Below are 12,948 nucleotides of genomic sequence, written 5' to 3'. Positions count from 1 at the left end.
GGCACCGGTGCGCCGCGGCCCGGTGCGCCGCCAGCCCGATCACCTGGGCATGGACATTCCCACGCTGGGCGAGCCGGTCGGCCAGCAACGCGACCAGATCGACATGGTTAACGAGCTGCGCTCGATGAAGGGCCTGATCGAAGAACGCTTCGGCACGCTGGCCTTCATGGAAAAGCTGCAGCGCGAGCCACGCCAGGCCGTGCTGTCGCAAAAGCTGATGGACTGCGGCTTCACGCCCGGCCTGACGCGCAAGCTGGTTGAGTCCCTGCCTGCCGGCACCAGCGACGAACTGACCTGGGCCACCACCGTGCTGGAGCGCAACCTGCTGACTGGTGAGCAAGAGCCGGCCCTGGAAGAGCAGGGCGGCGTGTTCGCGATGATCGGCTCCACCGGCGTGGGCAAGACTACCACCACCGCCAAGCTGGCCGCCGCCTTTGCCACCGCGCATGGCGCCAACCACCTCGGCCTGATCACGCTGGACGCTTACCGTGTTGGCGCCCACGAGCAGCTGCGCGCCTATGGCCGCATCCTCGGCGTGCCCGTCCACACCGCCCATGACCGCGCTTCGCTGGAAGACCTGCTGGACCTGCTGTCGGGCAAGAAGATGGTCCTGATCGACACCGCCGGCATGGCCCAGCGCGACGCGCGCTGCCGCGAACTGCTGGAAATGCTGCAGCACCGTTCCATCCAGCGCCTGCTGGTGGTGGACGCTTCGTCGCAAGGCGAAACCATCGACGACGTGATGACCGCCTGGCGCGCCGCGCAGTGCAAGGGCGTGATCCTCTCCAAGCTCGACGAGGCCGTGAAGCTGGCCCCCGCGCTGGACGCCGTGATCCGCCACCGCATGAAGGTGCTGGGCGTGGCCAACGGCCAGCGTGTGCCCGAAGACTGGCACCGCCTGTCGGCCAACGCGCTGATGCACCGCGCGATGCGCGGCGGCGGCAGCGCGGCCTACCGGATCGATGCCAACGACGTGCAGCTGGTCTTCTCGGCCCTGCACCGCCCGGCCGCCGCGCCCGGTGCCGCGCCGATGCAGCGCCTGTAACCCCAGTGAATGCCAGTAGCCGTATGAACGCCTTCACCTCCAACGCTTCCACCACCGCCGACCAGGCCGATGGCCTGCGCCGCCTCTTTGCCGGCCAGCAGGTGCAGATCGTGCCGGTCGTCGCCAACCCGCATGTCGACATGGCCGCCGTGATGCTGGAGCGCCTCAGCCTGGCCTTTGCCGAGCTGGGTGCCCATGCCCTGGTGCTGGACGCCGCAGACAGCTCGCCGCTGCCCAACGAGCTGGTCGACATGGACCTGCCGTCCTGCATTGAACGCCTGGGCGACAGCGTTTCCTACCTGGCCGCCCGCGGCCTTCCGCGCCGCCATGTCAACAGCCGCGGCTCCAGCGAAGCTTGGCTGGCGGCGGTGGAACAGGCCGCACCGTTTGCCCACGTCATCATCGTGCACGCCGAGGCGCGCGACCTGTGCCGCCTGCTGGGTGCGCGCGAGGTCTGCCCCATCCTGATGGCCGGCCTCGAATCGGTCAGCCTCACCGAGGCCTATGCCGCGATGAAGCTGCTGTCGCAGCGCCTGGGGCTGATGGCTTTTGACCTGCTGGTCGGCATGGCCTCGCGGCCGCGCCGCGCCGAGCGCGTGGCCGACCGCCTGTCCAGCTGCGCCGACAACTTCCTGGCCGCCGCAATGCGCAACTGGGCTGCGGTCGACCGTGACATTGCCCTGAACAAGCCCGCCTCGCCCGAGTTGTCCCAGCTGGCGGAAGACCAGTTGACTGGCCTGGCCGCGCCTTCCTCCTTCGCCCCCAGCCCGGCACTTGCCGGCCAGGGCGCCTCACTTTCCCTGGATTGATAGACGGAGACTGCATTCATGTACACCGCCACCGGCCGTCTCGACGCCAATGCGTTGCTCAAGCAGTACAGCCCTCTGGTGCGCCGCCTCGCGCACCAGATGATTGCCAAGCTGCCTGCCAACGTCGAGATCGACGACCTGATACAGGTCGGCATGATCGGACTGAACGATGCGCTGGGCCGCTTCGACGTGGGCCAGGGCGTGCAGTTCGAGACCTTCGCCACCCAGCGCATCCGCGGCGCCATGCTCGACGAGCTGCGCGGCACCGACTGGATGAGTCGTGGCAACCGCCGCCAGCAGCGCGAGATCGAAGCTGCCGTGCATCGCCTCGAACAGCAGCTGGGCCGCCCGCCGCAGGAAAGCGAAATCGCCAAGGAAATGGGCGTCTCGCTGGACGCCTACCAGGACACGCTGACCAAGGTGCGCGGCACCCAGCTGGTCTACCTGGAAGACATGTCGGGCGACGAAGGCGGCGACGAATACCTCGACCGCCACGTGGCCGACGCGGAAGCCAACCCGCTGGCCATGCTGCAGGACCACCGCATGCGCGAGGCCCTGGTCGAAGCCATCAAGAACCTGCCCGAGCGCGAACAGTACGTGATGAGCATGTACTACGAGCACGACATGAACCTGAAGGAAATCGCCGCCGTGCTCGGCGTCACCGAGTCCCGCGTCTGCCAGCTGCACAGCCAGTCCATCGCCCGCCTGCGGGTCAAGCTGCGCGCCTGGTAAGCCCCCGTTTTTCCGGCCGTGCCTTGCGCACGGCCATCCCCGTCGAAAGAGCCGTTGTTGGGAACCAGTGGCACAACCACCAGGCAGTGCCTCGGCACTCTGATGTTGGCAGTCTCAACCCACCCCGGGTTGATCGCATTGTTTTCGTGTTGACTCCTCCTCCGACTTGCGAAAAGTCGTTAGAGCCCCGCGCTGATGTCCGGCCCGGGGCTTTCTTTTTGGGCGGCCCGTGTCGCGTGCCTACCGCGACAGCCAGCGCGACAGCAGTCGGGTATAGCGCGGCATGACCAGGTAGGTCATCAGGAACACGGTGGCGCTGGAGACGGCCAGGTTGCCGGCCAGGCGGCCCCAGGGTGTGGGCCAGCCGTGGACCAGGGGACCGATCAGCAGGCCGAGCACGGTGGTCAGCGGATAGATCACCGAGAGCGTGGCCAGCGCCTGCTTCGCGCGGCGTGGCGCAGGCATGGCGGCGCGCGGCTCGAACCAGAATTCCAGCCCGGTGACGGTCTTCACTTCCTCCGGGCCGGTCAGCATGGGCTCGGCTTCTCGGAGCAGCGCCTGGCGCGCCTCTGAGCGAAACCAGTCGTCGGCATGGGCGATGGTGTCGAACTGGATGGTGATGGTGTAGAGCGTCTCGCCGGGCGACGGCGGAATGACGTGGGCGCCTCTGTGGCCGGGAAAGCGGGCGGCGACCAGGATGATGCGGTGCAGCCAGGCCTCATAGTCGCCGCGCCGCGCGGGGTCCACACGCTGGCGGATCACCGCGGTGATCATTTCGGCCTGAGGCAGTTCGCTGGCCACGATCTGAAGCAGGTCTGCAGAGCGCAGTTCCGGGCGTCTTTCATCGGTGGCATGTGCCGGGGGAATGCGAGCGCTGTCCATGCCGCACTGTGGGCGCAAAAGGCCCGGCCTGGCTTCGGCCAAATGGCCGATGCAGCCCTCCCCACTGCGGTGGATTTGCGCAAGAAGTGGCCAGCGCCCGCCTCAGGCTCTCAGCGGTCGTCTTCCCGAGCGGCAGCCTGGCCGGCAGCGAACCCGCGCGGAGAGACGCCGAAGCGCTGCTTGAACAGCCGGGAGAAGTGCGAGGCGTCGTTGAAGCCCCAGCGCAAGGCCACCGCCAGGACGCCCGGATGGCCGGGTCTGCGCAGGTCGCTGGCGCTGCGCTGCAGGCGCAGCTCCCGGATCAGGCTGCTGACGGACAGCGGCGCCTCCTCGAACAGGCCGTAGAGCGTGCGGCGGGAAACCCGGAAGCGCGCGGCAAGCTGGTCCGGCCCGAGCTGTGGCTCCATCAGGTGGTCGGCAATGTAGGTCTCGACCGCCTGGCGGAAGGCTGCGCGCACCGGCAGCCGGTCCTGTTCCTGGGCCTCCAGCGTCGCGCCCAGCGCGGTGGTGATGATGCCGTTGAGCGCGGCGCTGAGCCCGTCCTGCGCGCTGATGCTGGTGGCGGCGCCCACCTGTTCCAGCGAACGGGCGAAGCGGGCTGCGACCAGGCCCAGCCCGGTCTGTCCGCTGACGCAGCGTGCAGTCGCCTGGCGCGGTGCCGCGAGCCGGGACACAAGCTGGTTCCTGGGGATGCGGAACGACAGCACGCGCCAGTCCTCACGGAAGTCGAGGAAATACGGCCGCGTGCTGTCCACGATGGAGAAGTCGCCAGGCGATACCAGCGTTTCCTGGCCATCCTGGCGAACCACGCACGAGCCTTCCAACTGGAAGTTCGCGAAGCAGAACTCGACCGGATTGCGGCGGATCTCGTCCCAGCGGCGCTGGACGAACTGGCTGCGTGAGAACACGTGGGTCTGCATGCTCAGCGAGAGCGGGCTGGAACTGGCCTCGCCGGTGAAATCGGGCCCTGGGTCGCTTTGCTTGAGGACGGGATTGAGCGAAACAAAGGCCTGGCAGAGGACCTCGCGCCAGTAGCTGAATCGCTCGTGCTGCGCACAGGCTTCGGTGGTCCAGACCCGCTGCATTTCTGGCTACTCCGCGGGCACACGCGCGGCCCATGTCAGGCGCGGGCGCCGCTCGGCGGTGGCGCGGCATGGCATGCCGTTCAAGCGCGTCATGTGGGTGCTCGCTTTGCACAGATCGTCAACTGGCCTTGCACGAAAAGACAACTCATGGCGTGACGGGCTTGCAGCGTGTGCCCATGCTGTGCACGAGGCGCGCGCAGGCTGCGTCATCTCGGTGCAGCCTTTTCGCACGCCGGTGCGGTGGCAGGTGGCGCAGGCCCGGATCCAGGCGCCTGCGGACCGAAAAGATGCAAGGTCCGGGCCAGAGCACGGAGGCCATCGCGTGCCGGCGGTGGCGCGAACGGGCGTGCCCGCGCCTTGGCGAGAGCGGTGGAGGGCGGCGCTGCCGTGCTTGCGCGAATCATCAATTGGGCCTGCATGGACTGGCGAGATGACAGCAGACCCCCTGCCTACGATCCATCGTCGCTTTCCCCAACCCCCGCAAGAAAGGTCGTTTCGCATGGCTATCGATTTCCAGCTCTCCGAGGCGCAGCAGGGCCTGCAAATGGGCGCGCGTGCGTTCGGTGCCGAGGTCCTGCGCAAGGTCGCGGCCACCATCGCCCCGATCCCCCGGCCCGAGGACCGGTTTTACGCCACGCGCCCGTTCTACAAGGCCATGGCCGACGCTGGTTTCGTCAAGGCGCTGCTGCCGGCCTCGATCGGCGGCACGGCGCTCAGCACGCTGGACTTCGCTTTGGCAGCCGAAGAGCTCGCCGCCGTCGATGTCAATGTGCCGACCACCCTGCTGGGCACCGGCCTGGGACTGCATGCGGTGCTGCATCACGGCACCGAGGCGCAGAAGCAGCGCTTCCTGCCGGACTTCGCCGAGGACGGCTCGCGCCTGGCCGCACTGGCATTCACCGAAGTCACCGGCGGGGCCAACTACGACAACCCCGACCCGTCCGTTGGCGTGCAGACCTTTGCCCGGCGCGAAGGCGACGAATGGGTCATCAATGGCGCCAAGCACTACACCACCAACGGCACCGGCTGGGATGGCAAGGGCGCGCACTTGTACAGCGTCATCTGCCGCACCGACCCGGCCCTTTCGCCGCAGGATTCACTGGCGGTCATCATGGTGCCGGGCGGCACGCCGGGCATCGAGATCGTGGGCATTCTCGACACCGTGGGCCACCGCGCGACGATCTCGCCGCGCATCCACTTCAACAACGTGCGCGTGCCGGCCGCCAACATCGTGGGCAAGCCCGGCGACGGCATCGCCATGGTGGAGGGCGCCTTCGCATGGACAGCGGCGCTGATCGGCGCGGCCTGCGTGGGCGTGATGCGCGCGGCCTTCGACGTGGCGTTGAAATTCGCCCGCAGCGACAAGCGTTCCGGCACGGTGCCGGTGATCGAGCACCAGAACGTCGGCTTCATGCTGGCCGACATCAAGATGCGCATCGAGGCCGCGCGCTACCTGACCTGGAAAGCCTGCCACCAGCTCGACCTCACCGAGGGCCGCAGCCGGGAGCTGGCCATCATCACCAAGGTGCACTGCTCGGAGCTGTGCGTGCAGGCGGTGTACGACACCATGCGCGTGGTCGGCGTGGACGCCTACACCGACATGCACCCGCTGGCCGGCCTGATGCAGGACGCGCTGTGCTTCCCGCTTTACGACGGCGGCAACATGGGCGTGCGCCGCCGCCAGCTGCATGCGCTGCTGCGCTCGCCGGACTACAACCCCATGGCCTCGGCCGAGGCGCTTGGATGAGGCCTGCCGCCGCTTGATTGTTCGACCGTCTGACCGTTTGACCGTTTGACATCGCCGAGGGTCACGCCGATGAAGCTCCAATACTCTACCGAGATCGTTGACGCGCCCAGGCGCTTCGACTACTGGAACGAGGTCGTCTGCCGCCATTGCCTGCTGGCGGACAGCAAGTCGCTCAAGGAGAGGCCGTTCGACGGCAAATTGCATGTCGGAGCGGCGGGCACCGTGGGTGTCAGCATCATGTCCGCCCCTTGGCATCACTGGCGGCGGGACGCGCACCACATCCGCATCCGGCCGGACGACGACCTGTGGTTGGCGTACATGGTCAGTGGCGAAGCCCGCATCAGCCAGGACGGACGCCAGGCGCATCTGCGCAGCGGCGACATGGCCCTGTACGACGCGACGCGGCCTTTCGAGTTCGACATGGCGCCGGAGAAGGTGTGCGTGGTGCGCCTGCCGCGCAAGTCCATGCTCAGCCGCGTGCCCTGCGCAGACCGCATGACGGCCCAACTGATCGACCCCCGGCGGCCGGGGGGTGCCGCTGTGCGTTCGATGATCGAGGAAGCCGCGCGCACCGAATTCTCCGATGCGGATGCTGCTGCCCGCTACGGAAGTGCGCTGCTGGATGTGCTTTCGCTGCACCTGGACATGCCGTCGGACGCGAGGACCGTGGTCAGGGAACGGGATCTCTACGCGCGCCTGGTGGCCCATATCCGCGAGAACTTCGCGGACACCGGCTTGACGCTGCAATCGCTGGCGCAAACGCACCACGTGTGCGAGCGCACCGTCGCGCGCGCCTTTGCGCGCCACGGCCAGACCCCCATGGAAGTCCTGCGCCGGGCGCGCCTGCAGGCCAGCCATCGCGCGCTGGCTGAAAGACAGGCCGACAGCGTGACGACGGCAGCCTTGAGCTGCGGCTTCACCGACCTGTCCCACTTCAGCCGCGTGTTCCGTGTGGCTTACGGCTACACCCCGCAGAGCCTGCTGTCGCATTGAGCTTGGCGGCGACCGCCGCTGCGTGCTTCGACAGGTCGCGTTGCGCATCAGGCACGCGCCCGGTGCCGTGAAACCGACAGCCCCGCAGCTTGTCATTCCTCGTCAAGCGCATGTCCTTCTGAAGCAAGCGCCGGCACCCGGTTTGGCCAACCATGGCATCCACCCGCTGCACGAAAGCGAGCGGGGCCTGTGGCCCCTCCCGCCTTCGATGTGTGCGTCCTTCATCTTTCGTTTTCAGTTTCCGGATCGGCTGGCCGACCGGAACCAGGAGCAGGCATACATGGCCATCGACCGTCCCACGACCGAGCAGCTTGCGGCGCTTGCAAGCCGTCTTCACATGCGGCTCACGCCCGAGGAGGCCAGCGAGTACCTGGCGCTGATGCAGCCCAGCTTCGACGCCTACGACCTGATCGACGAACTGCCCGACGAAGTGCCCGAGCTGCGCTATCCGCGCGCCGCCGGCCATCGCCCCAGCGGTGACATGAACCGCTACAACGCCTGGGCCTGCAAGACCGAGGTGAAGGGTGCACCCGCGGGCAAGCTGGCCGGCCGCACGGTGGTGCTCAAGGACAACATTGCGCTGGCAGGCGTGCCGATGATGAACGGGTCTTCGACGCTCGAAGGCTTCGTCCCGGCCTATGACGCCACCGTGGCCACCCGGCTGCTGGACGCGGGCGCCACCATCGTCGGCAAGGCGACCTGCGAGCATTTCTGCCTTTCGGGTGGCAGCCACACTTCGGATCCCGCGCCGGTGCACAACCCGCGCCGCCATGGCCATTCGTCGGGCGGTTCATCTTCCGGCAGCGCCGTGCTGGTGGCCGCTGGCGAGGTGGACCTGGCGGTGGGCGGCGACCAGGGCGGCTCGGTCCGCATTCCCGCGGCGTGGTGTGGCATCTACGGCCTCAAGCCAACGCACGGGCTGGTGCCCTACACCGGGATCATGCCCATCGAGTCCACCCTGGACCACACCGGTCCGATGACCGCCAACGTGCGCGACAACGCGCTGATGCTGGAGGTCATGGCGGGGGCCGACGGGCTCGATCCGCGCCAGGCGGCGCCCAAGGTCGATGCCTATACCGAGGCGCTGGGGCGCGGCGCCGATGGCCTGCGCATCGGCATCCTCAGCGAAGGCTTCCAGCTCGCCAACCTGGACCCGCGGGTGGCCGACAAGGTGCGCAATGCCATCGCCAGGTTCGAGGGCCTGGGCGCGCGCGTCGAAGAGGTCTCGGTGCCGGCCCACGGCCTGGCCGGCGCGCTGTGGAGCCCCATCGGTTGCGAGGGGCTGACCATGCAGATGATGCACGGCAACGGCATGGGCTTCAACTGGAAGGGCCAGTACGACGTGGCGCTGCTGGACCGGCACACCGGCTGGCGCGAGCAGGCCGATGCCTTGTCGGCCTCGCTCAAGGTCTGCATGTTCGTCGGCCAGTACGGCCTGGAGCGCTACAACGGGCGCTACTACGCCAAGGCGCAGAACATCGCGCGCCGCGCCCGGGCCGGTTACGACCAGGCGCTGGCGCAGTACGACCTGCTGGTCATGCCGACGGTGCCGTTCGCCGCCCAGCCGCATCCCGAGCCCGGCTGCTCGATCACCGAGTACGCGGCGAGGGCGCTGGAAATGATAGGCAACACCGCGCCGCAGGACATCACCGGCCATCCCGCCATGACCCTGCCTTGCGGCCTGGTCGACGGGTTGCCGATCGGTTTGATGCTGGTGGGCCGCCACCACGCAGAAAGCACGATCTACCAGGCCGCCGCAGCCTTCGAAGTCAGCGTCGACTGGCAGACGCTCTGACGCTGTTTCGTTTCCCTTCCTTCCCGGATTCATCGCGCACAGAAAGGCCCAACCATGAGCTCTCCCCCCGACCATGACCATGACCACACGCAGCCGCCGGATGCGATGGCCTTGCGCGTCAAGGCACTCGAGTCCCTGCTGACGGAGAAGGGCCTGATCGATCCGGCCGCGCTGGACGCGCTGATCGACACCTATGAGCACAAGATCGGCCCCCGTAACGGGGCGCAGGTGGTCGCCAAGGCCTGGAGCGACCCCGCGTACAAGGCGCGCCTGCTGAGCGGCGCCACCGAGGCCATTGCCGAACTGGGCTTCTCGGGCGTGCAGGGCGAGGACATGGTGGTGGTCGAGAACACCCCGCAGGTCCACAACGTGACCGTGTGCACGCTGTGCTCCTGCTACCCCTGGCCCACCCTGGGCCTGCCGCCGGTCTGGTACAAGGCCGCGCCCTACCGGTCACGCATCGTGATCGATCCGCGCGGCGTCCTGGCTGAGTTCGGTCTGAGCATCGCTGACGACAGGGAGGTTCGCGTCTGGGACAGCAGCGCCGAGTTGCGCTACCTCGTGCTGCCGGAACGCCCGGCCGACACCGAGGGCTGGAGCGAGGCGCAACTGGCCGAACTGGTCACGCGCGACTCGATGATCGGCACTGGCCTGGCCAGGCAGCCTGCCGCTGTTTGAACCCTTCCACGACAAGGAGCACAGCATGAATGGCATTCACGACCTGGGCGGCATGCACGGCATGGGTCCCATCGATCCGCCGCAGGACGACCCCCGGTTCCATCACGAATGGGAGCGACGGACCTTCCCCCTCTTTGCCTCGTTGTACGTGGGCGGGCATTTCAACGTGGACGAGTTTCGCCACGCCATCGAGCGCATGGCGCCGGTGCATTACCTGGACGGCAGCTACTACGAGCATTGGCTGCACGCCTTCGAAACGCTGCTGATGGAGAAGGGCATGATCACCGCCGCCGAGTTGCGCGGCGAGGCCCGTCCTGCCAAGCCATCCGTGCCGCCGCCGGTGCTGACCGTCGACATGGTTCAGCCGGTGGTGCTGGGCGGCGCCTCTGCGCGGGCCAAGGAGGACGTGCCGGGCCGCTTCCACGCAGGAGACCGGGTCCGGACCCAGAACCTGAACCCGCTCACGCACACGCGGCTGCCACGCTATGCGCGCGGGAAGGTCGGCACCGTCGAGATCGTCCACGGCGCTTTCGCGACACCGGACACCATGGCACATGGACAGGGCGAGCAACCCCAGCAGGTGTACGCCGTGCGCTTCACCGCGAAGGAACTGTGGGGCGTGAACCGGCCCGACAGCGTGTGCATCGACCTGTGGGACAGCTACCTGGAGGCCGCATGAACACCGGCATTGACAGCGGCCTCGATGTCACGGCCTCGCGGCTGGACGGGGAGGGCCCAGCGTTCGACAAGCCCTGGCAGGCCGAGGCATTCGGCCTCGTCGTCAAGCTGCACCAGGCCGGGCTCTTCCCATGGGCTGATTGGGTGCGGATCTTCAGCGAAGAGATCAAGGCCGCGCCGGCCCTGCCTGGTGAGAGCGTCAACGACGCCTATTACCGCCAGTGGGTTCCGGCGATGGAGCGGCTGGTCGCCTCCCTGGGCCTGGCTGCGGAAGACGATATCGCTCGCCGTGCCTCGGAGTGGCGGCTGGCCTACCTCCATACGCCCCACGGACAGCCGGTGTCATTGGTCAACGCGAGTTGCCCTCCGGCCCATGCGCATGAGCACACACCTCGACGAGTGCCGGTGGCCGTCAGCCTGGCCTGCGCGGGCTGAAAACCGCGGTCCAAGCCCCTTTCGCTTTCTCACCTTCGTTCATCACTGAAGCCGCCGACGCGGTGGCAAAGGAAACATCATGCACATCGAACCTGGCCTGGTAGATGCCGGAAAAATCGGCCTGAGCTATGTCACTGCGGCAGGGGCGGGCGCCTACGCCCTGCATCTGGCCGCAGCCGCGCTGCGCCAGCGTGGTGCCCTCTCGCTGCTGGGACGCACTGCCGTCACGACGGCCCTGGTGTTCTGCTTCTTCGAAGTGCTGCCGCACCAGTCCGTCGGTGTCTCCGAGGTCCATCTCATCCTCGGCTCGACGCTGCTGCTGCTGTTCGGTGCCGCACCGGCAGCCATCGGCCTTGCGCTTGGCCTGCTGCTGCAGGGCCTGTTCTTCGCGCCGTTCGACTTGCCGCAATACGGCATGAACGTCACGACCCTGCTCGTTCCGCTGTTCGCCATCTCGGCCCTGGCCCGTCGCATCGTCAAGCCCGACACGCCGTACGTCGACCTGCGCTACCGGCGGGCGCTCGCGCTGTCCACCGTCTACCAGGCGGGCATCGTCGGCTGGGTGGCCTTCTGGGCCGTCTATGGCCGAGGCCTTACGCTGGAGAACCTGGCGACGATTGCCACTTTCGGCAGTGCCTACATGACGGTGATCCTGGTCGAACCCTTGGTTGACCTGGCCGTGCTGGCCATCGCCAAGCGCGCTGCACGCCTGCAAGGCACGCCGATGTTCGAGCACCGGCTTCACCACGCCGAGGCGCTCTGAAGTTCCCCGCTTGGCCGAACCTGCTTCGGCAAGTTCGGCCCCCCACAGGAGTTGCATGATGACCCCCGCATTCCCCCGCGGCGGCCGCAGGAGCGGCCAGCCGTCGCAAGCCAGGCCCGGTCTGCCGTTGCCCCGCAGCAAGAAGGTGCAGTCCCTGATGGGCCTGCTGATGTTGGGCCTGCTGATGTCGGCCCTGGCGCCGATGACCGCGCAGGCCGTCGACGTGGACGCCGGCGATTTCGTCCCGGCGCCGGAAGGCACCACGACCGGGCTGCTGTACCTGCAGCATGCCGAGCGCAACAGCCTCTACGCGCATGGAAGCCAGGCGGTGAGCGACCCGCTGCTGGTCTCGGACGTCGGCATCGCCAGGCTGGTGCATTACACAAGCATCGGCGGGCTGACCGTCGCCCCCCAGATCCTGCTGCCCTTCGGCCGGCTCGACGCCGGCCGCGCCACCGAGGCACTGGGCAAGACCAGCGGCCTGGGCGACGTCATCCTGGCCGCGCCCGTGTGGCTGGTCAACGATGCCGCGTCTCCCACTTACCTCGCCATCGCGCCCTATCTGTTCCTGCCCACGGGCAGCTACGACAGCGGCCGCTCGCTCAACCTGGGCGAGAACCGCTGGAAGTTCGACCTGCAGGTGGGCTTCGTCAAAGGGCTCACGGACAAGTGGTCCGTCGACTTGACCGGGGATGTGATGTTCCACGGCAAGAACAACGATTTCGGCGCCACCAGCGCCACGCTCGAACAGAAGCCGCTCTACCAGGGGCAGGCCTATCTGCGCTACCAGTTCGCGCCGGGACTCAACGGCTTCGTCGGCCTGTCGCAGACCTGGGGCGGGGAGGATCGGGTGAACGGCGTGGACAGCGATGACCAGGCGCAACAGCGCAAGCTCAGCCTGGGCGGCAGCTATTTCATCCGCCCGACCACGCAACTGCTCGTTTCCCTCGGGCGGGACCTCAAGGTGGAGAACGGCTTCAAGGAAAACGCCCGCGTCAACCTGCGGCTGCTGCAGGTCTTCTGACGCGTCTTTGCGGGGGCGGCAGGCGCTCGTCCCCGCGAGCGCAGCTCAGCCCGCCTTCTTGTCCCAGGCGTCGCACCAGCCGGCAGCCGCCACGTCCTTGTCGATGAACAGTCCGCAGCCGCCATCGGTATCGCCCGGCGCGCCGGCGTAGAGGCTGCAGTTGGCGCAGGTCTGGCCGGGGACGTATTTGGGCACCTTGGCGCGGTCGACCTTGCTCGCGTCGCGCTTGTAGTGGATCTCGACCGCGGTGGGGTCGTCTTCCTGCAGGTGACTGAGTTGCTG

The 12,948-nt window shown here is 67.7% G+C and carries 14 protein-coding genes; 11 read left to right on the top strand and 3 right to left on the bottom strand.

Translation table 11 applies throughout. The annotated features are described in order from the left end of the window. The 3 genes from flhF to FKP22_RS08425 all read left to right on the top strand — a co-directional run. Window positions 1-1,045 (top strand): flagellar biosynthesis GTPase FlhF (gene flhF / locus FKP22_RS08435; RefSeq protein ID WP_141286917.1); only part of this gene is annotated, 1,045 nt, incomplete at its 5' end. A gap of 23 nt (window positions 1,046-1,068) precedes the next feature. Beyond that, the gene (locus tag FKP22_RS08430; RefSeq protein ID WP_141286915.1) at window positions 1,069-1,854 is read left to right on the top strand and encodes a P-loop NTPase family protein; all 786 of its coding nucleotides are present in this window, start codon (window positions 1,069-1,071) and stop codon (window positions 1,852-1,854) included. 18 nt (window positions 1,855-1,872) lie between these two features. Further along, window positions 1,873-2,586 (top strand): RNA polymerase sigma factor FliA, encoded by a 714-nt coding sequence (locus FKP22_RS08425; RefSeq protein ID WP_141286913.1) that lies wholly within the window; start codon window positions 1,873-1,875, stop codon window positions 2,584-2,586. Between the two features lie 240 nt (window positions 2,587-2,826). Here the strand turns inward: FKP22_RS08425 and FKP22_RS08420 are convergent, their stop codons facing one another. Both FKP22_RS08420 and FKP22_RS08415 read right to left on the bottom strand, forming a co-directional pair. Further along, entirely contained in the window at window positions 2,827-3,468 is a 642-nt protein-coding gene (locus FKP22_RS08420) for an antibiotic biosynthesis monooxygenase (protein ID WP_141286912.1), read from the bottom strand. 110 nt (window positions 3,469-3,578) lie between these two features. Next, a complete protein-coding gene (locus FKP22_RS08415) occupies window positions 3,579-4,553 on the bottom strand; it encodes an AraC-like ligand-binding domain-containing protein (protein WP_141286910.1) in 975 nt (324 codons plus the stop codon). Window positions 4,554-5,052: 499 nt separating this feature from the next. On the opposite strand from FKP22_RS08415, the gene FKP22_RS08410 reads away from it, so the two are divergent. From FKP22_RS08410 to FKP22_RS08375, 8 genes are all read left to right on the top strand, one after another. Continuing rightward, on the top strand, window positions 5,053-6,300 hold the full coding sequence (locus FKP22_RS08410; RefSeq protein WP_141286909.1) for an acyl-CoA dehydrogenase family protein: 1,248 nt from the start codon (window positions 5,053-5,055) through the stop codon (window positions 6,298-6,300). 69 nt (window positions 6,301-6,369) lie between these two features. Next, complete coding sequence (locus FKP22_RS08405) at window positions 6,370-7,293, top strand: AraC-like ligand-binding domain-containing protein (RefSeq protein ID WP_141286907.1); 924 nt, start codon at window positions 6,370-6,372, stop codon at window positions 7,291-7,293. Between the two features lie 280 nt (window positions 7,294-7,573). Beyond that, window positions 7,574-9,088: an amidase gene (locus tag FKP22_RS08400; RefSeq protein WP_141286905.1), complete on the top strand. Its 1,515-nt coding sequence runs from the start codon at window positions 7,574-7,576 to the stop codon at window positions 9,086-9,088. Window positions 9,089-9,142: 54 nt separating this feature from the next. Next, window positions 9,143-9,766 (top strand): nitrile hydratase subunit alpha, encoded by a 624-nt coding sequence (gene nthA / locus FKP22_RS08395; RefSeq protein ID WP_141286903.1) that lies wholly within the window; start codon window positions 9,143-9,145, stop codon window positions 9,764-9,766. A 25-nt stretch (window positions 9,767-9,791) separates the two neighbouring features. Next, a complete protein-coding gene (gene nthB, locus FKP22_RS08390) occupies window positions 9,792-10,445 on the top strand; it encodes a nitrile hydratase subunit beta (RefSeq protein WP_141286902.1) in 654 nt (217 codons plus the stop codon). Then, on the top strand, window positions 10,442-10,879 hold the full coding sequence (locus tag FKP22_RS08385) for a nitrile hydratase accessory protein (RefSeq protein ID WP_141286900.1): 438 nt from the start codon (window positions 10,442-10,444) through the stop codon (window positions 10,877-10,879). The genes nthB and FKP22_RS08385 overlap by 4 nt, the downstream gene beginning before the upstream one ends. A gap of 79 nt (window positions 10,880-10,958) precedes the next feature. After that, window positions 10,959-11,642 carry an energy-coupling factor ABC transporter permease gene (locus FKP22_RS08380; protein WP_141286899.1) on the top strand — a complete coding sequence of 228 codons (684 nt, stop codon included), beginning with the start codon at window positions 10,959-10,961 and terminating at the stop codon, window positions 11,640-11,642. A gap of 157 nt (window positions 11,643-11,799) precedes the next feature. Beyond that, window positions 11,800-12,666, top strand: coding sequence for a transporter (locus tag FKP22_RS08375; RefSeq protein WP_211361341.1), 867 nt, complete (start codon window positions 11,800-11,802; stop codon window positions 12,664-12,666). Between the two features lie 45 nt (window positions 12,667-12,711). On the opposite strand, the gene FKP22_RS08370 is transcribed toward FKP22_RS08375, so the two are convergent. After that, the coding region (locus FKP22_RS08370; RefSeq protein ID WP_141286897.1) for a high-potential iron-sulfur protein at window positions 12,712-12,948 on the bottom strand (237 nt) is incomplete at its 5' end.

It is taken from the genome of Ideonella azotifigens (assembly GCF_006519715.1).
Taxonomy (GTDB): Bacteria; Pseudomonadota; Gammaproteobacteria; order Burkholderiales; family Burkholderiaceae_C; genus Ideonella; species Ideonella azotifigens.
The sequence above is the reverse complement of the archived record's forward strand: the minus strand, read 5'-3'. Positions and strand labels throughout refer to the sequence as shown.